General features: G+C 67.5%; 19 protein-coding genes. 10 read left to right on the top strand and 9 right to left on the bottom strand.

Features of this window, described 5'->3' with window-relative positions; all coding sequences use genetic code 11:
- Positions 1-1,031 precede the first annotated feature (1,031 nt).
- Both DFS13_RS36425 and DFS13_RS36420 read left to right on the top strand, forming a co-directional pair.
- On the top strand, positions 1,032-1,298 hold the full coding sequence (locus tag DFS13_RS36425) for a hypothetical protein (protein WP_006487869.1): 267 nt from the start codon (positions 1,032-1,034) through the stop codon (positions 1,296-1,298).
- A 90-nt stretch (positions 1,299-1,388) separates the two neighbouring features.
- Positions 1,389-2,876 carry a carbohydrate porin gene (locus DFS13_RS36420; protein WP_111442784.1) on the top strand — a complete coding sequence of 496 codons (1,488 nt, stop codon included), beginning with the start codon at positions 1,389-1,391 and terminating at the stop codon, positions 2,874-2,876.
- 103 nt (positions 2,877-2,979) lie between these two features.
- On the opposite strand, the gene treA is transcribed toward DFS13_RS36420, so the two are convergent.
- Both treA and DFS13_RS36410 read right to left on the bottom strand, forming a co-directional pair.
- A complete protein-coding gene (gene treA / locus DFS13_RS36415; RefSeq protein WP_069353516.1) occupies positions 2,980-4,695 on the bottom strand; it encodes an alpha,alpha-trehalase TreA in 1,716 nt (571 codons plus the stop codon).
- 136 nt (positions 4,696-4,831) lie between these two features.
- Positions 4,832-5,461 carry a TetR/AcrR family transcriptional regulator gene (locus DFS13_RS36410; RefSeq protein WP_062910360.1) on the bottom strand — a complete coding sequence of 210 codons (630 nt, stop codon included), beginning with the start codon at positions 5,459-5,461 and terminating at the stop codon, positions 4,832-4,834.
- Positions 5,462-5,901: 440 nt separating this feature from the next.
- On the opposite strand from DFS13_RS36410, the gene DFS13_RS36400 reads away from it, so the two are divergent.
- From DFS13_RS36400 to DFS13_RS36385, 4 genes are all read left to right on the top strand, one after another.
- Positions 5,902-7,290 (top strand): MFS transporter, encoded by a 1,389-nt coding sequence (locus DFS13_RS36400; RefSeq protein WP_006491205.1) that lies wholly within the window; start codon positions 5,902-5,904, stop codon positions 7,288-7,290.
- A 393-nt stretch (positions 7,291-7,683) separates the two neighbouring features.
- Positions 7,684-8,454: a polyprenyl diphosphate synthase gene (gene uppS, locus DFS13_RS36395; RefSeq protein ID WP_048989431.1), complete on the top strand. Its 771-nt coding sequence runs from the start codon at positions 7,684-7,686 to the stop codon at positions 8,452-8,454.
- A gap of 54 nt (positions 8,455-8,508) precedes the next feature.
- The gene (locus DFS13_RS36390; protein WP_111442783.1) at positions 8,509-9,588 is read left to right on the top strand and encodes a terpene synthase; all 1,080 of its coding nucleotides are present in this window, start codon (positions 8,509-8,511) and stop codon (positions 9,586-9,588) included.
- 335 nt (positions 9,589-9,923) lie between these two features.
- Entirely contained in the window at positions 9,924-11,135 is a 1,212-nt protein-coding gene (locus tag DFS13_RS36385) for a winged helix-turn-helix domain-containing protein (RefSeq protein WP_077189481.1), read from the top strand.
- Positions 11,136-11,192: 57 nt separating this feature from the next.
- Here DFS13_RS36385 and DFS13_RS36380 read toward each other — a convergent pair whose 3' ends face one another.
- Both DFS13_RS36380 and DFS13_RS36375 read right to left on the bottom strand, forming a co-directional pair.
- Positions 11,193-11,411 carry a DUF1653 domain-containing protein gene (locus DFS13_RS36380; RefSeq protein ID WP_048989428.1) on the bottom strand — a complete coding sequence of 73 codons (219 nt, stop codon included), beginning with the start codon at positions 11,409-11,411 and terminating at the stop codon, positions 11,193-11,195.
- 57 nt (positions 11,412-11,468) lie between these two features.
- Complete coding sequence (locus DFS13_RS36375; protein ID WP_006491201.1) at positions 11,469-11,912, bottom strand: GNAT family N-acetyltransferase; 444 nt, start codon at positions 11,910-11,912, stop codon at positions 11,469-11,471.
- A 159-nt stretch (positions 11,913-12,071) separates the two neighbouring features.
- Between DFS13_RS36375 and DFS13_RS36370 the strand changes: the two genes are divergently transcribed.
- Positions 12,072-12,695: an HAD hydrolase-like protein gene (locus DFS13_RS36370; protein WP_060266289.1), complete on the top strand. Its 624-nt coding sequence runs from the start codon at positions 12,072-12,074 to the stop codon at positions 12,693-12,695.
- 386 nt (positions 12,696-13,081) lie between these two features.
- The gene (locus tag DFS13_RS36365; protein WP_006491198.1) at positions 13,082-13,660 is read left to right on the top strand and encodes a DUF4142 domain-containing protein; all 579 of its coding nucleotides are present in this window, start codon (positions 13,082-13,084) and stop codon (positions 13,658-13,660) included.
- A gap of 81 nt (positions 13,661-13,741) precedes the next feature.
- Here DFS13_RS36365 and DFS13_RS36360 read toward each other — a convergent pair whose 3' ends face one another.
- Together DFS13_RS36360 and DFS13_RS36355 are read right to left on the bottom strand one after the other, a co-directional pair.
- The gene (locus DFS13_RS36360) at positions 13,742-14,341 is read right to left on the bottom strand and encodes a GNAT family N-acetyltransferase (protein ID WP_034202103.1); all 600 of its coding nucleotides are present in this window, start codon (positions 14,339-14,341) and stop codon (positions 13,742-13,744) included.
- Positions 14,342-14,397: 56 nt separating this feature from the next.
- Complete coding sequence (locus DFS13_RS36355) at positions 14,398-15,312, bottom strand: LysR family transcriptional regulator (RefSeq protein WP_012493476.1); 915 nt, start codon at positions 15,310-15,312, stop codon at positions 14,398-14,400.
- Between the two features lie 108 nt (positions 15,313-15,420).
- Between DFS13_RS36355 and lysA the strand changes: the two genes are divergently transcribed.
- A complete protein-coding gene (gene lysA, locus DFS13_RS36350; RefSeq protein ID WP_006491202.1) occupies positions 15,421-16,659 on the top strand; it encodes a diaminopimelate decarboxylase in 1,239 nt (412 codons plus the stop codon).
- 194 nt (positions 16,660-16,853) lie between these two features.
- On the opposite strand, the gene DFS13_RS36345 is transcribed toward lysA, so the two are convergent.
- A complete protein-coding gene (locus DFS13_RS36345) occupies positions 16,854-17,741 on the bottom strand; it encodes a DMT family transporter (RefSeq protein WP_111442782.1) in 888 nt (295 codons plus the stop codon).
- A 132-nt stretch (positions 17,742-17,873) separates the two neighbouring features.
- On the opposite strand from DFS13_RS36345, the gene DFS13_RS36340 reads away from it, so the two are divergent.
- Positions 17,874-19,349, top strand: a complete 1,476-nt coding sequence (locus DFS13_RS36340) for a PLP-dependent aminotransferase family protein (protein ID WP_034202102.1) — start codon at positions 17,874-17,876, stop codon at positions 19,347-19,349.
- A gap of 42 nt (positions 19,350-19,391) precedes the next feature.
- Here the strand turns inward: DFS13_RS36340 and DFS13_RS36335 are convergent, their stop codons facing one another.
- A complete protein-coding gene (locus DFS13_RS36335; RefSeq protein WP_111442781.1) occupies positions 19,392-20,825 on the bottom strand; it encodes a nicotinate phosphoribosyltransferase in 1,434 nt (477 codons plus the stop codon).
- Positions 20,826-20,897: 72 nt separating this feature from the next.
- Positions 20,898-21,938 carry a bifunctional nicotinamide-nucleotide adenylyltransferase/Nudix hydroxylase gene (locus DFS13_RS36330; RefSeq protein ID WP_012339666.1) on the bottom strand — a complete coding sequence of 347 codons (1,041 nt, stop codon included), beginning with the start codon at positions 21,936-21,938 and terminating at the stop codon, positions 20,898-20,900.
- Positions 21,939-21,960: the final 22 nt, after the last annotated feature.

Genomic DNA, 21,960 nt, shown 5'->3' with positions numbered 1-21,960 from the left:
CAGACATTCACGGCGCGTTCCTCAAACTCGGTTGCTGTCTGATCTGCTGGAATACCCTTCGGCGGGCCGATCAGTCTTTATGAAACCGTCTCTAAGGGACAACTGTCACTGTCGTTCATGGCGGCTCCTGTACGGTGTTCCGGGGAACACGGTTGACCGCCGTCCGGCGTGCGGGCCGGCATTCGCGCGCCCGGGAAACGGATGCGCGAACGCGGCCGCCTGCCAGGCGGCGGTGAAACCGGACAACGCATGCGAGAACGCATCACGCTAACCGGCGCGAATCAGGGTGCACGTAGGGAGTTGCTGCGGAAATACTGCTGCGCGCACCGTTTGCCCGGGAGACAAACGGCGGCTTCGATGAGGCGCGGACGTCGGTCGCTCAGGCGGAAATTTCGTTCGAAGATCGACTACTGCAGGCGTCCAAGGCGGCGGCCCCAAGAGTGAAGATGGCGGATTCTATGGACCGCGCGAAAGTGAAGTCAACCCCTCGAAACCCCGTTTTTCGAAATAAATTTCCCGCATGACGCAACTGAAAGATTTGCCCTTGAATTGACGTACCGAAACCTTTCAGCGGGCGATGACGCGATCGCGCGCCGATGCGTGCAAGCAACGGTGCGGCGCAACGCGCAACCACCCGCTTTGCCGTTGCCGGGCGGGCGTGTGGCGGCCCTGGCCCGCCGCGACGCGCGCACCACACGGCGCAACCGTCATGCGTTTTCTACTTGCGCCGCAGCAAAAGTCGCGACTACAATCCGCCCCAATTCATCACGGGAGTCCCTCCGTGGATACATGCTCTAGTTGCAGTTCGATGCCGGTCCAGGCCGGCCAAGCCATCGCGAGATAGCAGCCAGACGCATGTCTTTCGCCGCTAGCTCGCACTCGTCGGGTTAGCGCGCCTCCATCCGGGCCGGCCATCGCCGGTTCGGCAGTCGCACGCTCCGTTATGTTCCATCCTCCGATCGCAGGCCGCGTCACGCACCCGCGCTCGATCACGTCGTCCGGCGTCCGCCGGACGGAACGGAGGCAGCGTCATGTTCGTTCAATCGTTCGCGGTCAAGCTCAAGCGCGTCGTACACGTCGCGTGCGACCGCTCTTTTTCCGGCCGCTCGCCGCTCGCCCGGGCATTCAGCCGCTGGCGCGGCCGGGCCCTCGCCCACGTGCCGACGGCGCCCCGCCCGCTCGATTGCGTGCTGATCGCCGCGACGGCGGCCGCGCTCGCGCTCGCCGCGCTGCTGTGCTCGGTCGCGCCGCGCGTCGGCTTCGCGCAGGTCTGGCGCGTCGGCGGCTGGCTGCCGTAAGCCCTGCTCCGTGCGGGCCGTCTCGCCATGCGTCCCGCATCACGTTCCCGTTTCTTCAGCCAAACTAATCAAACTGCCAACGGAACCCAAATGAAGAATCACCTCGCACCCGTCCCGCGCAAGCGCCGCCTCGATGCGCTCACCGCGCTGCTGCTGTCGCTCGCCGCCGCGCCCGCATTCGCGCAGGCATCGTCGCCCGCCGCTGCCGAACCGGCAGCCGGCGCGAGCGATGCCGCCGCCCCCGCGCAACAGGCCGCCGATGCTGCCGCGCCCGCTCCGACCGGCTTCTGGGAGCGCTCGAACCTGCTCGGCAACATGGGCGGCCTGCGTGACGTGCTCGACGAGCACGGCGTCACGCTGAGCCTGCAGGAGACCAGCGAGTACCTGTACAACACGTCCGGCGGCACGGGTCGCGGCGGCGCATACCAGGGGCTCACGCAATTCGGTTTCAACATCGACACCGGCAAGGCGGTCGGCCTGCCGGGCGGCACGTTCAACGTGTCGGGGCTGCAGATCCACGGCACCAACCTCACGCAGCGCTACCTGCAGACGTTGCAGACCGCCACCGGCATCGAGGCGAACTCGACCACACGCCTGTGGGAACTCTGGTACCAGCAGTCGCTGCTCGACGGCAAGGTCGACGTGAAAGTCGGCCAGCAGAGCGTCGACCAGGAATTCATGGTGAGCCAGAACGCGGCGACGTTCATGAACGCGACGTTCGGCTGGCCCGTGCTGCCGTCCACCGATCTGCCGTCCGGCGGCCCCGCGTACCCGCTGTCGTCGCTCGGCGTGCGGCTGCGCGTGAAGCCGGCCGATGCGTGGACCGCGTTGGTCGGCGTGTTCGACGGCAACCCGGCCGGCCGCAGCGACGGCGACGCCCAGGTGCTGAACGCACACGGCACCAACTTCAACCTGCGCAGCGGCGCGTTCGTGATCGGCGAGGTGCAGTACGCGCTGAACGCGCCGCCCGCCGACCCGAAGGCCCCGCAGCCGGCCGGCCTGCCCGGCACGTACAAGCTCGGCTTCTGGTATCACTCGCAGCATGCGAACGATCCGCGCTACGGCACCGACGGGTTGTCGCTCGCCGATCCGGCGAGCAACGGCACGCCCGCCACGCATCGCGGCAACTATGGGTTCTATGCGGTCGCGGACCAGATGGTGTGGCGGCCGTCCGCCGACAGCCCGCGTTCGGTCGGCATGTTCGCGCGCGTGATGGGCTCGCCGGGCGACCGCAACGTCGTCGATTTCGCGGCCAACGCCGGCGTGACGCTGAAGGCGCCGTTCGCCGGCCGCGACAACGACGTCGCCGGCATCGCGATCGGCTACGCGAAGATCGGCTCGCATGCGCGCGGCCTCGACGGCGATACCGGCGTGTACACGACGCCCGGCTATCCGGTGCGCCGCGCGGAAACCGTCATCGAAGCGACCTACCAGTACCAGGTCGCGCCGTGGTGGCAGGTGCAGGCCGACCTGCAGCACTTCTTCCGTCCGGGCGGCGGCATCCCGAACCCGAACGCGGCCGGCGCGCGCATCGGCGACGAGACGGTGGTCGGCGTGCGCACGACGATCACGTTCTGACGCGCGCCGCATGAAAACGCGGGCCGGACGACCGCTTGCGCGACGGTCCGGCCCGTGCGATTGCTCGCCGTGTGGGCACGCGGCCCGCACCGCGCACCGCACCTTACTCGCCGTACAGCCCGAGCAGTTTCAGCGTGACGCCGTTGGTCCAGCCGAAGCCGTCCTGCAACGGATATTCGCCGCCGCCTCCGCCGCCCGTGCCGGTACCCTCGACCACGTACTTCTCGACGAGCTTGCCTTCGGTCGCATACACATGCTTCACGTCGGACAGGAAACGCGTGCCGATGTCCTTCGCGAGCGCCGGTTCGCCATAACGGCGCAGCCCGTCGATCGCGATCCACTGCAGCGGCGCCCAGCCGTTCGGCGCATCCCATTGCTGGCCCGTGTTCTCGGTCGTCGTCGCGAGACCGCCCGGCTGCAGCAGCGTCTTGCGCACTTCGCGCGCGGTCGCCTTCGCACGCTCCGGCCACGCGACGCCTGCAAACAACGGATACAGCGCGGCCGCCGTCACGCCGTCGCGCGGCTTGCGCAACTGCCAGTCGTAGTCGCCATAGTAGCCGCGACGGTTCCACAGGTAATGATTGATCGCAGCCGCCCGCTTGCCCGCGCGCGCTGAAAAATCGGCCACGCATGCGATATCGCGCGTGACCGCACAGCCCTTCACGATCGTCGTCTCGAGATGGAACATCAGGCTGTTCAGGTCGACCGGCACGATCGACGTCGTGCGGATCGTCGCGAGCGTCTTGCCGTCGCCGAACCACCGCGAGCTGTAGTCCCAGCCGCTTTCGGCGCCCGCGCGCAGGTCGCGGTACACCTCGTTCGCCGGACGGGACGGCACCGACTTCGCGGTCGTCACGTCCTCCAGATACGACTCGTCGCGCGGCGTATCGCTCGCATCCCAGTAGCGGTTCAGCACGGCGCCGTCGGGCATCGCGACCACGTGGCGCGCCGCCTGCCCGCGCGGCGTCGTGGTCTCGCCCTGCATCCAGTACGCATGTTCCTTGCGCAGCGCCGGCAGGTATTTCTGGTAGACCTTGTCGCCCTCGACCTGCGCGGCGAGCGTGACCATGTACGCGAAGAACGGCGGCTGCGAGCGGCTCGCGTAGTACGTGCGATTGCCGTTCGGGATGTGGCCGACCATATCGATCAGGTATGCAAAGTTGTCGAGCATGTCGTCGACGAGATCCTCGCGCCCCGACACCTGCAACCCGAGCATCGTGAAATAGGTATCCCAGTAGTACCCTTCGCGGAAACGGCCGCCCGGCACGACGTACGGCTTCGGCATCGGAATCAGCGAACTGTACTGGGGCACCGTGACGCTCGTGCGCGTGAGCTGCGGCCACAGCCAGTCGATGTGCTGGCGCAGCGTCTGGTTCGGCGGCGGCGTCACGCCGCCTGCCGGGGGCGGCGTGAAATGCTGGTCGACGAACGCCTTCAGCGAGAAGCCCGGCTGCGATTTCTGTTGCTGATACAACTGCACGATCGTCGCGGGGTCGGTATCGGGCGTTGCGTCGACGAAGGTCTTCTGGTCGGGATAGAGCTGCGCGGTCTGCACCGCGACGAACAGATCGCCGTAGAGCTGGCTCGGCGGCGGCAGCGTGCCCGACGCGGGAGCGGCAGCCGCTGCGGTGGTAGCCGGTATCGCGGACTGGCCGGCCGCTTGCGCGGCGGCCTGGTTCGCATTGTCGGCCTGCGCGGCGCAGCCGGCGACGGCGAGATACGCGATGGCCAGTGCGGCGGCCCAGCGCAGACGCGGCGCGGGCGGTGACTGACGCGACGAGAAGCGAGATGCAAGCGGTGCGGCACGACGTGACGTCATGGCGTGTCCCCTCCTTTCGATGGTGAGTGGATCGGCACGAGGTCTCGTTCGCGCGCGCGTTCGTCTCGATGGCCTTCGATCGATACGCGTCATGTTGTGGTGCGAATGGGTCCGACTGTCGCACGAAACATGCATCTCAAGCAAGTTTCGATTCGCGCGATTCCCGGAGATAACCGCGCACCGCCCGCCACGCCCGCGCTTCGAGCGCGTGCGCATCGGTTTCGCCGCGCGCGCCCGCCGCATCGACGATGCCTTTCACGATCGCGAGCAGATCGTGCGCAATCACGTCGGGCGCGGCGACGCGCGGCGCATCGCGCAACCCGAGCGCATGCAGCAAGGTCGCGTGGATGCGGTCGACGACGCGCGCGTTGCGCGCACCGAGCGGCAGCCGCGCCTCCTCGAAATCGATCAGCCGCGCGAGCACCGGCCGGCGCATCTGGTGCGCGACGGCCCCGCGCACCAGCGTGCGCAGCACGTCGTCGCACGACGACAGCGCGGCCGCCCGGTCGACGTCGTCGAGCAGATGCGCACTCTCGCGCTCGACGAGCGCAGCGGTCAGCGCATCGCGGTTCGGAAAGTATTGATAGAGCGAGCCGATGCTCACGCCGGCCAGCGCGGCGACCGCGTTCGTCGTGTAACCGTCGAAGCCGTCGCGCTCCAGAATGCGCGCGGCGGCCTCGACGATCGCATCGACGGTGGCCACCGAGCGGCGCTGGCGCGGCGCCTTGCGGGGCGACAGCGGGATGCGCGAAGACGAGTCGGACATGGCGGGAATGCGAGTTTCGAATATGAGCAAACGCTCATATTCTAGAAACGCACCGCCACTCCGTCAAAAGGAATCGCCATACCGGGCAGACGTCGGTCCCGCTCATCGTGTTCATGCGCGTCGACACGCACGCCGAATGGCGAAAGCGCGGGCGACGCACCGCGCGAGAAGCCGTTCCCCGATCGCAATGTCGGGCGCGTCGACCGCCTGCCCGGCATCGAAAACGCACGCGCGCCCGGCAACGGCGATGCTGCGTCGTTCACCGGTCGGACAACGCATTCGACACGCACGAGCAATGCGCCGCTTGCCCACGCACAGTCGTTCTTTCCGCCCCATCCACAGGAAAAGACGACTGTTGCAACATGCGGAACAACTGTTGTCGTACGTGACGCAACGGTCACATTGTGGGCATAATGACGTCTTTACCGCGCGCCCAGCCCATGTCGCCCGTCTTTCTAGCACCGCTCATCGTTGCCTGTGCGTTGTTCATGGAAAGCGTCGACGCGAACATCATCGTCACCGCGCTGCCCGCGATGGCGAGGGACTTCGGGCACAGCCCCGTCACACTGAACATCGCGATCACGGCTTACGTGGTCGGCCTCGGCGTGTTCATCCCGATCTGCGGCTGGCTCGCCGACCGCTTCAGCGCGCGCGCCGTGTTCCGCACCGCGATCGGCATCTTCGTCGTCGGCTCGCTGATGTGCGCGGCGTCCAACTCCCTCGGCGTGCTCACGTTCGCGCGCTTCATACAGGGCGTCGGCGGCGCGATGATGGTGCCGGTCGGCCGCATCATCATCTTCCGCGCGGTGCCGCGCTCCGATCTCGTGCGCGCGATGAACTACCTCGCGATTCCCGCGCTGTTCGGGCCCACGGTCGGGCCGCTCGTCGGCGGCTTCATCACGACCTATCTGCACTGGCGGATGATCTTCTTCATCAACGTGCCGATCGGCATCTACGGGATCTACCTCGCGAGCAAGCACATCGCGAACACGCACGAGCCCGATCCGGGGCCGCTCGACTGGTTCGGCTTCCTGCTGTCGGCCAGCGGCGCGGCGCTGCTGCTGATGGGCCTCACGCTGATCGACGGTTCGCTCACGTCGCGCTCGAACGCCATCCTCATGTGCGCGGCCGGCGCCGCGATGCTCGCGCTGTACGTGCCGTACGCGCGCCGCAAGGAGCGCCCCGTGCTCGACCTCAGTTTCCTGAAGATCCCGACGTACCACGCGAGCGTCGTCGGCGGGTCGCTGTTCCGCATCGGCCTCGGCGCGGTGCCGTTCCTGCTGCCGCTCGCGCTGCAGGAAGGGCTCGGCATGAGCGCGTTCCATTCCGGCCTGATCACGTGCGCGTCCGCGCTCGGCGGCGCGGTCAGCCGCTCGACGGCCACCCATACGCTGCGCCGCTTCGGCTTTCGTACCGTGCTGATCTACAACGCGGCATTCGCGGGCCTCGCGATCGCCGCGTATGGCGTGTTCCATCCCGGCATGGCCACCTGGGCGATCTGGATGATCGTGCTCGTCGGCGGCATTTTCCCCGCGCTGCAGTTCACGAGCCTGAATTCGATGATCTACGCGGACATCTCGCCGCGCGACGCAGGCCGCGCGACGAGCCTCGGCAGTGTCGTGCAGCAGATGTCGCTCGGCCTCGGCGTGACGGTGGCCGGCCTCGTGCTGCACGTGTCGCACTGGCTCCAGGGCCATCAGGCGATGGTGTGGTCGGATTTCTGGCCGGCATTCGTGGTGGTCGGGCTGTGCTCGTTCGCATCGATTCCGATCACGCGGCGGCTGCCGCCCGGCGCCGGCGACGAGGTCGCGCGCGGCAAGCGGGCATAGTCGGCCAACGGCCGACGCAGCGAAATCATTTTCGCCGCAATCGATCGTCCGCGTATTGCATCGCTTTTATTTTTCAATTCCGAAATTTATTCAATCGCGCGAAACGCACGAGGCACTCGCCGAATCCGCATGTCGAAATAACCTCGGCCCGAAGATCGACTGCGCATCACCGCTTTCGATATCGGCAGACGCGCCGCCACGCCTGCTCGGTCGCTTGCGCTGGCGCGTTCCGATATCGGGCATGCGAACGACTTGAAAATCCGAAATCCATTGATCAATAATGATCACTCGCATCGGCGCCAATATTGTCCCCGCGCCGAATTGCAGCAGTCGTCATAACCTCCCATCCGCTGTTTCACGTTTCGATCGCTATCTCGCCTCGAAGGGGTCTCCATGACTCAAGAGCTGATTCTGCGCGCGCCGGAAACATTCATCACCGACTCGCCCGCTGCACTGGATACGGCCCGACCGCCATTGCCGACGCATCTCGCCGTCATCCTCGACGGCAACCGGCGCTGGGCGGACCGCCTCGGCCTGCCGGCCGCCGACGGCTATCGGGCCGGCGGGCGCAACGTGCACGCGCTGCTGTCGTGGTGCGAGGAAACCGGAATCCCGTTCGTGACGCTGTGGCCGCTGTCCACCGAGAATCTCCAGCGCGACGCCGGGGAATTGCGCGACCTGCTCGCGGTGATCGGCGACGTCTTCGACGAGCTTGCCGCCTGCGGCCGCTGGCGCCTGCACGTGATTGGCGACCTGACGCAGTTGCCGCCCGCCACCGCCGAGCGCATCCGCACCGCGCAGCAACGCACGGCCCACGCGCGCGGGCTCGACGTGAACATCGCGGTCGCGTACAGCGGCCGCCTCGACCTGCTGCACGCGGTCCGCTCGCTGATCGCGGAGCATGTCGCCGCCGGCACCGTCGAGCAGTTGCTCGCGCAACTCAGCCCGGAGCTGATCGCGAGCCGGCTCTACACGGCCGGCCAGCCGGAGCCGGACCTCGTGATCCGCACGTCGGGCGAGCAGCGCCTGTCGAATTTCATGCTGTGGCAAACCGCTTTCTCGGAGTTCTATTTCACGCCGACGTGCTGGCCCGATTTTGGACGCGACGATTTCGAACAGGCCATCGATGCGTACGGCAAGCGCGCGCGCCGGTTCGGCAAGTAGCGCCGGACCGTCCTTCATGACACCCGTTGTCACCCGCCATCCGCGAGGCACGCCATGTCCACCGTTGAAACCGTTACCGCCGAAGCCGCCGCGCCCGCGCTCGTGCTGCCGCACCTGTTCCACCCGTTCGACACGCCCGTGCATCCCGACGCCGACCGCGCCGAAGCCGACCTGCTCGCGTGGATGAACGCCCATGGCTTGCTCGACGATCCGCGCTGGGCCAACGGCATCCGTCACGGCAAGGTCGGCGAATACTGCTCACGCGTCTATGCGCACGCGACCTTCGACGGCCTGTGCACGACGAGCCGCGCGTATGGCTGGATCTTCGCGATCGACGACGGCCTGTGCAGCCTGCACGGCGTCGCGCGCGCCCCGGGCGAGCTCGGCGCGCTCTACCTGTGGCTGTACGAAATGATCGCCGACCCGACCGGTCATGATCCGGCGCCGCTGCGCGCCGCGCTCGCGGGGCGCCTGCCGCACCTGGCCGCGTTCCTGCCCGCCCTGCAACGGGCGACGCAGGACATTTGCGCGCGTATCGCCGCTGCATCCACACGCGTGCAGTACGCCCGCTGGGTGGCGGGAATGATGACGTTCCTGTTCTCGACGCTATGGGAAACCGGCCGGTTCGCGACCGACGTCGTGCCCGGCGAGGCCGAGTACCTGTCCGGTCGCACCTATAACGGCTGCGGCGAAGGCGCGTTCGCGCTGATCGACATCGCCGCGGGCTACGAAGCGCCCGCCGCGTTCTACGCAGACGAAGAAGTCGAGCGCCTGCGCAAGCTATCCGGCCTGATCCTGTGCCTGTGCAACGACATCTTTTCGTATCCGAAGGAGGCCGGCGAATCGAGCAGCAATCTCGTCTGCGTCCTGATGCACGAACGCGGGCTCGCGCCGCAAGCCGCGCTCGACGCGACGGCGGACATCCACAACGGCTGTCTCGCGCGTTATCTGGATCTGGAAAAAAAGGTGCGTGCGCGCACCGACGATCGCGCGTCGCTGCGCCTGCTCGACGAGGCCCGCACATACATTCGCGGCAACTACGACTGGCACTTCGGTTCGCCGCGTTACGGTGCGGCGAAACACTACGACCTGTCCCGTGCGCTGCGGCCCGGACAGACGAGCGCCGCGACATGACCTGTCGCTCGGCGACGGATGAAAACCGGAAAAGCAAAAAAATCAGCGAACATCCACACGGGGCCGGTGCACAGCCGCGTGGATGTTCGCTCAGGGCTCCGGGTCTCCCGATGGGGGTTGAGAGTCCCGGATTCGCTTCCTGCGTGCCATGGACATATGTGCGTCGGAAGCGGAATCGTTGCGCGCACTTGTCGTCGCGCCATGAACTGCACTATAGGGAAACTTGCGAAACGCATCTGTCAACCATTGTCAGACGCGTTGCAGCCGCACGTCGCACGCGCGCGCCGCTTTCGCGCTAAAGTGGTTCCCGATCGCCACCCTCGACCGTCCTGCCGATGCTCACGCTCTCGCCCGCCGCCGCCCGCGCACTGCATCTCGCCGCACAGGGCCTGCTCACGCCGCCCCGCCGCAAGGCCACCAAGTCCGACGTGCTCGACACGATCCGCCGGATGGCGCAGTTGCAGATCGACACCATCCACGTCGTCGCGCGCAGCCCGTATCTCGTGCTGTTCAGCCGGCTCGGCGATTTCTCGCCGCAGTGGCTCGACGAACATCTCGCCGAGGCGCGCCTGTTCGAATACTGGTCGCACGAAGCGTGTTTCCTGCCGATCGAGCAGTTCGGGCTGATGCGCTACAAGATGCTCGATCCGTCGGGGATGGGCTGGAAATATGCGGCCGAATGGCATGCGCAGAATCGTCCCGAGATCGAACGGCTGCTCGCGCGGATTCGCGCGGAAGGCCCGGTGCGGTCGGCCGATTTCGCGCGCGAGGACGGCGTGAAGGGCAACGGCTGGTGGGACCGCAAGCCCGAGAAGCGTCACCTGGAAGTGCTGTTCACGACGGGCGACCTGATGGTGTCGGAGCGCCGCAATTTCCAGCGTGTGTACGACGTGCGCGAACGCGTGCTGCCCGGCTGGGACGATACGCGCGACCTGCCGCCGCGCGAAGCCGTGCTGCCCACGCTGCTCGACTACACGTGCCGCGCGCTCGGCGTCGTGCGCGCGGACTGGGTGGCCGACTACTATCGGCTGCCGCGCCGCTCGTACCGCGCGGAGCTGGAACGGCTGGCGGAGACCGGCGACCTGATTCCGGTGCAGATCGACGACTGGAAGGAGCCGGCCTACGTGCATCGCTCGCTCGATGCGTGGCTGCCGGCCGCCGCGGCCGACACGTTGCGCTCGACGGTCACGACGCTGCTGTCGCCGTTCGATCCGGTCGTCTGGGACCGGCGGCGCGCGTCGACGCTGTTCGGTTTCGATTACACGATCGAGTGCTACACACCCGAGCACAAACGGCGCTACGGCTATTTCTGCCTGCCCGTGCTGCATCGCGGCCGGCTGGTGGGCCGCGTCGATGCGAAAGCGCATCGCACGCTCGGCACGTTCGAACTGAAGGCCGTGCACGTCGAGCCGGGCGTGCGCTTCGGCACCGGGCTCGCGGCCGACGTCGCGAAGGCCGTGAAGAAACTCGCGGCGTGGCACGGCACGCCGGAGGTGACGGTCAGGCATGCACCGCCGGAACTGGTGAAGGCGCTGGCCGACACGTAACGCGCACAGGTTCGCGCGGCCGGCCTGCGCGGCGGCGTACGCGCCGCCGGCCGCCGATCAGTCGCGCAGCTTGCGAAAACGCGGCGTGCCGTCTTCGAGACTGCCGTTGAACATGGCTTCCGGCCGCACCCACAGCCCGCGCGCATGCGGCCACAGATGCTCGTAGACGACCACCGATTCCTCGGTTTCGGAATGGCGGGCAACGCCGATGTAGCGGTACAGGCCGCCCTTGTAGTGGCGGTGCGTCGCGAGCTGTTCGGCTTCCTGTTCGGTCATGGTGTGCTTCTCTTCGGCAAAAACGGAAAGCGCGTATTGTATGCGCTGCGCCGCCCGTCAGCGTGTCGTGTAGATGTCGGGGCGGCGGATCTCCATCAGCCGCTCGGGGTTCGCCGGCGGGCCGAAACCGACCGGCCGGTACAGCGCGTGCGCATCGGTCGTCGCGAGCATGATGCGGCGCAGCCGCCGCACCATCTCCTGCGCGAATATATGGTCGATCAGCGCTCGGCCGTAGCCGTTGCCGCGTTCGGCCGGCAGCACAAACACGTCGCACAGGTACGCGAACGTCGCCTGATCGGTGACGAGCCGCGCGAACCCGACGAACCGGTCGCCGACGTACGCGCCGAAGCACAGCGAACCGTCGATCGCGCGCTCGACCACGTCGCGCGGAATGCCCTGCGACCAGTACGCGTCGCGATGCAGGAAATCGAAGATCGCGTCGATGTCGAGTTCGCGCTTGTCGGTGGAAAATCTCAGCGTGGCGGGAGTGGCTGCGGGCACGTCTGTTCTCCGGTCGGGACGGAAGGCGGAGCATCGACGATACCGCGCTGGCGAGTGGCGGACAAGGGGCGCCACGATCCACCGCGGACGAACGGTCGTACTCTGCCGGCTTCGATTCGGTGACAATGTCATCGCCCGATAAACCTGCCACGCTGCATCATGACCTACCGCCTCATCGCCTTCGACTTCGACGGCACGCTCGCCGATTCGCTCGACAGTTTTCTCGCCGCGCTGTCGGAAGCGTCGCGCCTGCACGGCTTTCGCGACGCCACGCCCGAACTGCGCCCGGCGCTGCGCGGCATGTCGGCGCGCGACATCATCCGCGCGCTCGACGTGCCGATGTGGAAAGTGCCGCGCGTGACGATCGACATGCGCCGCCTGATGCAGCCGCGTGTCGCGCACGTGCGGCTGTTCCCCGGCGTCGACGAAACGTTCGACGCGCTCGCCGCGCGCGGCATCCGCATCGCGATCGCCACGTCGAATACCGAGGCGATCGTGCGCGACCGGCTCGGCCCGCGCGCCGGCGCGCGCGTCGACCATTTCGCATGCGGGATTCCGCTGTTCGGCAAGGCGCGTCGTCTGCGCGCGCTCGTTCGCGAGGCCGGCGTGCGCGCCGACGAGGTGCTGTACGTCGGCGACGAAATCCGCGATGCCGACGCGGCACGGCGTGCACGGATCGCGTTCCAGGGCGTCGCGTGGGGCTATACGGCGCCCGACGCGTTGCAGGCGCATTGCGCGACGCCGTTGCTGCCGCGCCTCGACGTGCTGCTCGAACGCGTGTAACGCGTTCGCCGCGCCACGCGCGCATGCAGCCACGGCAGCCGCCACGACAACATCACGTCGATGAAATGCGGATGACACGCACCTGCATCTCATGCATTGCATGCGCCACGCGCGCGCAAAAATTGCCGCCACCGCACGCGCATCAGGTACGCGCTACCTGCCTGCGCGCATGCCCATCGATTCGTCTTACCAACCGTTACACAAGCCACAGCACGGTTGCACCTGCTACCCGAGCGCTCTCCTAGAATCAGTCGGGCCGGGAAACACTTCGAACGCCGCCGCGGCAGAGTGGCCATCGAATCCGGCCCGGGCGCGCCCGGTCTCTCGCACAGCGACGGATCACACGATCCGTTTTTCAACCAGAGCCCCGATCGAAAGGAGGTCCCATGAACCGCTTTCCCCCCATCTCGCGCCTTGCCTTGTCTGCCGCCGGCCTGCTTCTCGTCGCCGTGACGGCGACCGCGCAAACCGCGCAACCGGCCCCCGCCGCGTCCGCCGCGCCGGCTGCCACCGCGACGCGCATCCACGAAGCCGACCAGACCTTCATCACGGACGGCACGAAAACCGTGTCGACCCAGCACGACGCCGCGCGCATCGCCGATTCGCGCACGTCGGACAGCCAGGTCAAGGCCTTCGCGCAACGCGTGTCGACCGACGATGCGAAGATCATCCAGGCGATGCGCGCGGCGAGCCCGCGCGGCGTCGACGTGCCGGCCAACGACCCGGACACGACCGTGCTGAACAGCATCAAGAGCTTGCGCGGCGCCGACTTCGACAAGGCCTACATCGAACAGGTCGCGCTCGCCGGCCAGCAAAAGGCGATCTCGGCATTCCAGGCCGAAATCGCATCGGGCCGCGACACCAAGCTGAAGGAAGTCGCACGCCAGGCGCTGCCGATCCTGCAGGCGCACTATGCAGACGCGCAGAAGCTCGCGCAGCGTCATCACCTCGCATCGGCGCAGTAACACGATGCAGCGCCGCGCATCGTGCGCGGCGCACCGCCCCCTGTCGCGTCGCCGCCTCCCCTGCCGGCGGCGCGGCACACGTTACGTCGCCAGCTTCGCGTCGAGCCGCGCACGCACTTCCGGCCATTCGTCGTCGATGATGCTGAAGCGCACCGAATTGCGCTTGCGGCCGTCCGGCATGATCCGTTCGTGACGCACGATGCCCTCCTGTTTCGCACCGAGCCGCAGGATCGCCGCGCGCGATTTCTCGTTCAGCTCGTCCGTCGTGAACTGCACGCGTACGCATCGCATCGTGTCGAACGCATAGGTCAGCAGCAACCACTTCGCTTCGGTATTCGCCCGCGTACGCTGCGCCGATTCGCTCAACCACGTATGGCCGATCTCCAGCTTGCGATTCGTGCGATCGATCTTCCAGAAGCGTGTACTGCCGATGGCGCGACCCGATGCGCGATCGACGATCACGAACGGCATCACGGTGCCGGCCGCGCGGCCCCGCAACGCCGTGTCGATGTAGGCGTCGACCGTCTGCGCGCCCGGCACGACCGTGACCTTCAGGTTCCACAACTCGCCGTCGGCTGCAGCGTCCAGCAGCGCTTGCCGGTCGGACACGTCGAGCGGACGCAGGACGACACGTTCGCCGACGAGGGTCGGTTGTTCGAGGGAAGACGATGCGTCGGTCATGACGGGATTCCGGAAAATGAGGACGATGGCGGCGAAACGCCCATCATACGGTGCCGCTAGCCGAGGTGCGCGGCGAGCCGGCGGCGGATCGCCTTCGCTTCGCCGCGCAATGCATCGGCGAACGCATCGACGAGCAGGCTCTTCGGCCGGTGCTCGGGCACGATCACGCTGACCCGGTACGGAAACGAGCGCGTCAGCGGCCGCACGTGCAGATCGCGGCCGACGAAATCGAGCGCCGTGAGCGGGTTGACGATCGCGGCCCCGAGCCCTTGCCGCACGAACGCGCACACCGACACCGCCGATGGCGTATCGACCACCGAGCGCGGCGCGACACCGAGTTGCGCGAACGCCTCGTCGATCAGGATGCGGTACGGATCGTTCAGCGACAGGCTCACGAACGGGCGGTCGGCGAGATCGAGCAAGTCGATCGCGTCCTGCGCGAGCAGCGGATGGCCGTCGGGCAGCACGCACACTTCATCGACTTCGAGCAGCGGCGTGAGCACGGTGCCGGCCGGCGCGACGTCGTGCTCGGTCAGCCCGAGGTCGTAACGCTGCGCGGTGAGCCACTCCTCGAGCACCGGCGACTCCTGCGTCGCGACCGACACGCTGACACCCGCATGCGCATCGTGAAAGCGCCGGCACGCGCCGGGCAGGATCGCGTGCGAGAACGCCGGCAGCGCGATCACCGACAGTTGCCCGTCGCGGAATTCGCGCAGGCGCGCGGCCGTCGCCGCGACGCGTTCGAGCCCCACATACGCGAGCCGCACGTCGTCGAACAGCGTGAGCGCGGCCATCGTCGGGCGCAGCCGGCCGTGCGCGCGTTCGAACAGCGCGAAGCCGACGACCTGCTCCATCCGCGCCAGTTCGCGGCTGATCGTCGGCTGCGACGTGTACAGCATCTCGGCCGCGCGCGTCGTGCTGCCGGTGACCATCAGCGCACGGAACACCTCGATATGACGGTGCGTCAGCATGATCGTATATATCAGAAATGAATCGAATGAAGATAAATCTGCATTTTACTGTATAGCCGATCAGGCGCATCATCCCGCTATCCGTTCATTCCATCCGGTTCATCCGCCATGTCTCTCGATTCCCGCCAGCTCGCGACGCTCGCGCAGCAATACGGCACCCCGCTGTGGGTGTACGACGCCGACGTCATCCGCGACCGCATCGCCCAACTGCGCCAGTTCGACGTGATCCGTTACGCGCAGAAGGCGAATTCGAACGTCCATATCCTCAAGCTGATGCGCGAAGAAGGCGCGTGCGTCGACGCCGTGTCGCTCGGCGAGATCGAGCGCAGCCTCGCGGCGGGGTTCAGCCCGGCAGGCGAACCGGAAGGCGTCGTATTCACGGCCGACCTGATCGATCGCCCGACGCTCGCGGCGGTGCTCAAGCATGGCGTGACCGTGAACGCCGGCTCGCTGGACATGCTCGCGCGCATCGGCGAGCACGCGCCCGGCCACCGCGTGTGGCTGCGCGTGAATCCCGGGTTCGGCCACGGCCACAGCAACAAGACCAACACCGGCGGCCCGCAGAGCAAGCACGGCATCTGGATCGACGACGTACCGCGCGCGATCGAGATCGTGCGCCAGTACGGGCTGAAGCTGGTCGGCATCCACATGCACATCGGTTCGGGCGTCGACTACGGCCACCTGTCGCAGGTGTGCGATGCGATGGTCGATCTCGTCACGTCGCTCGGCCACGACATCGATGCGATCTCGGCCGGCGGCGGCCTGTCGATCCCGTATCGCGACGGCGAACCGCGCGTCGACGTCGGTCACTACTTCAGCCAGTGGGACGCCGCGCGCAAGCGGATCGAACGGCATCTCGGCCACCCGGTGCGCATCGAGATCGAACCGGGCCGCTTTCTCGTCGCCGAAGCCGGCACGCTCGTCACCGAGGTGCAAGCCGTCAACCGTCGGCCGAAGCACGATTTCGTGCTGATCGACGCGGGCTTCAACGACCTGATGCGCCCGTCGATGTACGGCAGCTATCACGCGGTGTCGGTACACGCGCACGATGGCGCGCTGCCCGCCGGCCGGCCGCTCGTCGACCTCGCGATCGCGGGGCCGCTGTGCGAATCGGGCGACGTGTTCACGCAGGATGCAGGCGGCGTGGTCACGCACCGCAAGCTCGCGCAGCCGCAGATCGGCGACCTGCTGTTCCTGCACGACGCGGGCGCGTACGGCGCGTCGATGTCGTCGAACTACAACAGCCGGCCGCTCGCGCCGGAAGTGCTCGTCGATCGCGGCACGCCGCGACTGATCCGCCGCCGGCAGACGATCGGCGAATTGCTCGCGCTGGAAACGTTCGAGTAACCCGCGCCCGGCGTGACGAACGCCCAACGGCCAGGCTTGCCGCTACCGGCAGCCTGGCCGTTTTGCCTTGGGCCGCGTCATCGGGTGCAGGATCGGGCGCACGTCGCGATCACGCGTATCGGCGGCAATCGGCTTACGGCCAGCCTCGCACCGGAGGGCGTCGGCCTGATGCGCGCCCCACCGCTGCCCCTGCGTCACCCCGCACGCTGCACGGGCGCCATCTTCGAGAAGTACTTCGCGCCCGCCACGCAGCCGACCACGACGACCGTCACGACCACCATCGACGGCGGCACCGTCTCGTGCAGCAGCCCGGCCGCGAGCAGGAGGCCGAAGAACGGCTGCAGCAGCTGCAACTGGCCGACGCCCGCGATCCCGCCGAGCGCCAGCCCGCGATACCAGAACACGAAACCGATCAACATGCTGAACAGCGACACGTACGCGAGCCCCCACAGCGCGGCGGCGTCTACTCCGTCGAACGACGCGGGCCAGGTCAGCCACGTGAGCGGCAGCATCAGCGGCAGCGACAACACGAGCGCCCACGAGATCACCTGCCAGCCGCCGAGCTGGCGCGACAGGCGCGCGCCTTCCGCATAACCGATCCCGCACGCGACGATCGCGGCCAGCATCAGCGCATCGCCGACCACCGACGCCTGCCCGCCGTTGCGCAGCGCGAACGCGGCCACCGCGCCGCTGCCGACGATCGAGAAGATCCAGAACGGCAGCCGCGGCCGTTCCCCGCCGCGCCACACGCCGAACAGCGCGGTCGCGAGCGGCAGCAGCCCGACGAACACGATCGCGTGCGCCGACGTCACGTGCTTCAACGCAAGCGCCGTCAGCAACGGGAACCCGACCACGACACCGAGCGCGACGATGGCCAGCGACACGGCCTCGGCGCGCGACGGCCGCCGCTGCTTCAGCACGACGAGCAGCAGCAGGCCCAGCGCACCGGCGATGGTCGCGCGGGCGAACGTCAGGAACAGCGGGTCGAGCCCTTGTACCGCGACACGCGTCGCGGGCAGCGAGCCACTGAAAATGATGACACCCAGCAGGCCGCTGAGCCATCCGTCGGTCGTCTTTTGCACGGTCGATCCTGAATGGGGAAATGGATGATGGATGACCGATGATCCGCCGCCGGCGAAAACGGCGTAAGCTACAGCCCAATACAATTCAGACAAACTGTACTGGACAACCGGCCGTACAGTTCATCGTTCGCCATGAACCATTCCGCCCCGATTCCCGCTCCGCCCGCGCCGTCGCGCACGCGCGTGGAAACCGTCATGGATACGTTGCGCGCGCGGATCTCGAGCCGCGCGCTGATGCCCGGCGCGCGCGTGCCGTCGATCCGGATGATGGCCGATGCGCTCGGCGTATCGAAATCGACGGTCGTCGATGCGTACGAACGGCTCGCGAGTGAAGGCGTGCTCGTCGCCCGACGCGGTTCGGGCTTCTATGTATCGGGGCACGCACCGCCGCTCGCGCTCGCGGAACTCGGCCCGCGCCTCGATCGCGCGCTCGATCCGCTGTGGCTGTCGCGTCAGTCGCTCGAAGCGGCGCCGACGTCGGTGAAGCCCGGCTGCGGATGGTTGCCGTCGTCGTGGCTGCCCGACGAAAGCCTGCGGCGCGCGTTGCGCGCCGTGTCGCGCGACGAAGCCGATGCGCTGACCGACTATGCGACCCCGCTCGGCCTGCCCGCGCTGCGCCAGCAGCTTGCGTGGCGGCTCGCGCAGCACGGCGTCCACGCGGAACCCGCGCAGATCATGCTGACCGACGGCGGCACGCACGCGCTCGACCTCGTGTGCCGCCTGCTGCTGGAGCCCGGCGATACGGTCGTGCTCGACGATCCGTGCTACTTCAACTTCCAGGCGCTGCTGCGCGCGCATCGCGCACGGATCGTCAGCGTCCCGTTCACGCCGAACGGCCCCGATCTCGTGCGCTTCGAGCAGGTACTCGCCGAGCACCGGCCGCGCCTGTACATCACCAACGCCGCGCTGCACAACCCGACCGGCGCGACGCTCGCGCCGCCCGTCGCGCACCGGCTGCTGACGCTCGCGGCCGAGCACGGGCTGCTGATCGTCGAGGACGACATCTTCGCGGATTTCGAGAGCACGCCCGCACCGCGCCTCGCGGCGTTCGACGGGCTGTCGCGCGTCGTGTCGATCGGCAGCTTCTCGAAGACGCTGTCGGCCGCGATCCGCTGCGGCTATGTCGCCGCGCGTCCGGAATGGATCGACGCGCTCGTCGACCTGAAGCTCGCGACGTCGTTCGGCAATGCACAGATCGGCGCGAACGTCGTGCACCGGCTGCTGATCGACGGCACGTACCGGCGCCATCTCGACAGCCTGCGCGCGCGTCTCGCGGACGCGATGGGCGAAACGATCCGGCGCCTCGCGCGGGCCGGGCTCGGGATCTGGACGGAGCCGCGCGGCGGGTTGTTCGTGTGGGCGCAATTGCCGGACGGGCTCGACGCCGCGCGCGTCGCGCGTCATGCGCTGGACCATGACGTGGTGCTCGCGCCCGGCGACGTGTTCAGCGCGTCGCGCAGCGCGACGTCGTACATGCGCTTCAACGTGTCGCGTTGCAAGGGTCCGGCGGTGTTCGATGCGCTGGCGCGGGCGATGGAGGCGGTGCGGGTGGTCGAGCGCGGCGGCGCGCCGGCGAATGCCGGCAGCCGTGTACTGGCCGGCAAGTGACGCGAACCTGCCGCGCAGCGGCGGGATGGCCCGCCGCCTGCGTCACACCTCCCCCGCATGCGCCCTCGCCCGGACCTCGGCGAACGACGTATCGACGAGCAAACGCCCGGTGTCGAACACCGTCTCGAGCGCCTCTTCCCATTCGCCTTCCAGCACGCGATCATCCCACGCAACCGGCAACGTCACCGTCCGATATTCCCCGGTGCGCCAATTGCGCAGCAACGTCAACCGCCCCTGCTTCGAGCGCTTGCCCCGATCGGTGACCGGATCCTTGCGAACGTCGTGCCATACGCCATCACGCCGGATGGCCGAACACTTCATCGCGAAGCGCTGCGTATCGCGGTTCACGCGCTGCAACAACGCACCGCCCATGCCGAACACCACGTTGCCGGCCGCATAGCCGGCATCGTCGAGCGCGGCGAGGATCGCCTCGATCGACTGCTCGTCGACACGGTCGCCCTGGATCACGCGCACGCGGTTCAGCACGCGCCGCCCCTTGCCGTTCACGGTCGAACCGAACGACGCGTCGAGCGCGCGCACGGTCTGCAGCACGATCGTCACCGGATCGCCGGAATCGGGACGCACGACGAGCGTCGCGCCCGAATCGAGCACCGCCTGCCGCAGTTCGCCACCCCATAGATCGAGCGCGGCGAACAGATCATAGGAGTCCGACACGACCGATACGATCGCACCCGGCAAACCGAAGCGCCTGATCATGTTGCGGTACGCATCGGCCTCGCCTTCGCGCCCCCACGACGTGATCGTGCTGTGCTCGGCCGCCGGCACCGAGTAGGCGGCCATCGGCTCGCGATAGAAGCGGTTCGCGGCCAGCACGCCGAGCACCGTGTCCGAGCCCATGAAGTTCACGAGGTGCGCGGCGCCGCCGATCGCGGCCGATTCCGCGCTCGACACGCCGCGCGCGCCGAAGTCGTGCAGCTTGAACGGCAGTTGCGCGAGATCGTCGTCGGTCCGTTCGAGGAAGCGGCGAATCGTCTGCCGCAGGTGCCAGCTGCGGGTCGCCACCGTCACCGGATACCAGATGCGCAACAGCATCGTCTCGAGATACGACGCGAGCCAGAACACCTGCGGATCGTCGCATTCGACCGTCATCAGCACGTTGTTCACCGGCACGATCGAGCCTTCCGGCACCGCGCGGATCCTCACCGGCAGGTAACCGTCGTAGTGCTCGACGACATAGCGCCATCCTGCTTCGTTGAACGGCTCGCCGTGCACCGTGAAGAAATCGCGCGCGTCGTCGATCATCGCGTGCGTGACCGGCTTGCACAGGTACTGCTTCAGCAACATCTGCAGGCCGAAGAACAGCGTGCGGTCGTAACGGCCGCCGCGCGATTCGACGTACGAGAACATCGCCGATGCGTCCGGCGGATACTGCAGGAAGTGGGAAGCCTTGTACGAATCCGTGTTGAGAATCGGATTGGCGAGAACCGCGGCAAAGCCGCCGGGATCGTTTTGCATGGCTAGAGCTCCTCTAGGCCGTTGAAGTGCCGCCGCGTCTGTCGCGGCGGACCGATGCGGGGAATCAGCGCGTCACAGCTTCCCCAGGAAGTGATACGCGATGTCGAAGTGATCCTCGAACATCACGTTGCGCATCTGCGCGAATTCGTTGAGCGGGACCCAGCGCGCCTTGTCGGCGTCGTCGCTGCCCTTCACGCGCGGCAACTCGCCGGTCGGGAAGTTGAACAGGCACGCATGCGTGATCGTGCGGCCACGCAGCGAACGCGTCGGGTGATCGAACACCTGGCGATCCTTGATCGAGCCGCGCAGCACGGGTTCCGGCAGCTTGAGGCCGGTTTCCTCGCGCAGCTCGCGGATGCACGCCGCATCGAGCCGCTCGTCCTGGTTCACGAAGCCGCCCGGCAGCGCCCACAGGCCGCGGCCCGGTTCGCTGCGGCGGCGCACGAGCAGGATATGCCCCGAGTGCACGACCACCGCGTCGACCGTCACGAACGTGACGGGATACGGCGCGGCCGCCCACGCCTTGCGATACGCGGCGATGAATTCGGCTTCCGACTTCAGTTGCGCGAATTCCGGCTGCGTGCGAAAACGCTCGAGCCAGCCGAACACGGGTTCCGGCACGGCCCACTGCACGAAGCTGTTGGTGCGTTCGGCGAAATACTGGTCGCGGATCTCGGTGGCGGAAATGTCTTCCGTCGCATCGACGTCGACGAGCTCCCATTGCGGGAACATCCGCAGGTAATACGAGGTGGCGTCCTTCTCGTGGCCGATCAGCCCGACCTTGCGTTGCGCGACGTCGCCGAGCGCGACGGCCACCGCATCCTGCACCCAGCGTACCCAGTCGCCGTCGTTGTAGGTCGAATCCTGCAGCGGGGCAATCGTCACGCGATCGCGCTCGGACGCGTCGAGCAGCGAAGCCAGCATCTGGCGACGCTCGTCGAACGAGAACGGATCCTTGATGGTGCGGGGCTTGTCGGTCGATCCGATCAGCACGCACACGCGCTCGGCCCGGCTCAGTGCCGACTTCAGCACGTTCAGGTGACCACGATGCGGAGGCTGGAAACGACCAATGAAAACGAGCGCGTCGAAGCGCCGGTTCTGTTGCGTACTCATGAGGCTCCCTCAAGAGATTGAA

This window comes from Burkholderia sp. 28_3, from assembly GCF_003253915.1.
Lineage (GTDB): Bacteria > Pseudomonadota > Gammaproteobacteria > Burkholderiales > Burkholderiaceae > Burkholderia > Burkholderia cenocepacia.
Note: the sequence above shows the minus strand (reverse complement) of the source record. Positions and strands in the feature narration are given on the sequence as shown.

What these genes read in the sequence shown, in the direction of transcription:
- DFS13_RS36425 (WP_006487869.1), top strand. Translation starts at nt 1,032, where the DNA reads ATGTTCGTTCAATCGTTCGCGGTCAAGCTCAAGCGCGTCGTACACGTC.
- DFS13_RS36385 (WP_077189481.1), top strand. Translation starts at nt 9,924, where the DNA reads ATGCTCACGCTCTCGCCCGCCGCCGCCCGCGCACTGCATCTCGCCGCA.
- DFS13_RS36400 (WP_006491205.1), top strand. Translation starts at nt 5,902, where the DNA reads ATGTCGCCCGTCTTTCTAGCACCGCTCATCGTTGCCTGTGCGTTGTTC.
- DFS13_RS36360 (WP_034202103.1), bottom strand. Translation starts at nt 14,341, where the DNA reads ATGACCGACGCATCGTCTTCCCTCGAACAACCGACCCTCGTCGGCGAA.
- DFS13_RS36355 (WP_012493476.1), bottom strand. Translation starts at nt 15,312, where the DNA reads ATGCTGACGCACCGTCATATCGAGGTGTTCCGTGCGCTGATGGTCACC.
- DFS13_RS36420 (WP_111442784.1), top strand. Translation starts at nt 1,389, where the DNA reads ATGAAGAATCACCTCGCACCCGTCCCGCGCAAGCGCCGCCTCGATGCG.
- DFS13_RS36390 (WP_111442783.1), top strand. Translation starts at nt 8,509, where the DNA reads ATGTCCACCGTTGAAACCGTTACCGCCGAAGCCGCCGCGCCCGCGCTC.
- DFS13_RS36330 (WP_012339666.1), bottom strand. Translation starts at nt 21,938, where the DNA reads ATGAGTACGCAACAGAACCGGCGCTTCGACGCGCTCGTTTTCATTGGT.
- DFS13_RS36340 (WP_034202102.1), top strand. Translation starts at nt 17,874, where the DNA reads ATGAACCATTCCGCCCCGATTCCCGCTCCGCCCGCGCCGTCGCGCACG.
- uppS (WP_048989431.1), top strand. Translation starts at nt 7,684, where the DNA reads ATGACTCAAGAGCTGATTCTGCGCGCGCCGGAAACATTCATCACCGAC.
- lysA (WP_006491202.1), top strand. Translation starts at nt 15,421, where the DNA reads ATGTCTCTCGATTCCCGCCAGCTCGCGACGCTCGCGCAGCAATACGGC.
- DFS13_RS36370 (WP_060266289.1), top strand. Translation starts at nt 12,072, where the DNA reads ATGACCTACCGCCTCATCGCCTTCGACTTCGACGGCACGCTCGCCGAT.
- DFS13_RS36365 (WP_006491198.1), top strand. Translation starts at nt 13,082, where the DNA reads ATGAACCGCTTTCCCCCCATCTCGCGCCTTGCCTTGTCTGCCGCCGGC.
- DFS13_RS36410 (WP_062910360.1), bottom strand. Translation starts at nt 5,461, where the DNA reads ATGTCCGACTCGTCTTCGCGCATCCCGCTGTCGCCCCGCAAGGCGCCG.
- DFS13_RS36380 (WP_048989428.1), bottom strand. Translation starts at nt 11,411, where the DNA reads ATGACCGAACAGGAAGCCGAACAGCTCGCGACGCACCGCCACTACAAG.
- treA (WP_069353516.1), bottom strand. Translation starts at nt 4,695, where the DNA reads ATGACGTCACGTCGTGCCGCACCGCTTGCATCTCGCTTCTCGTCGCGT.
- DFS13_RS36335 (WP_111442781.1), bottom strand. Translation starts at nt 20,825, where the DNA reads ATGCAAAACGATCCCGGCGGCTTTGCCGCGGTTCTCGCCAATCCGATT.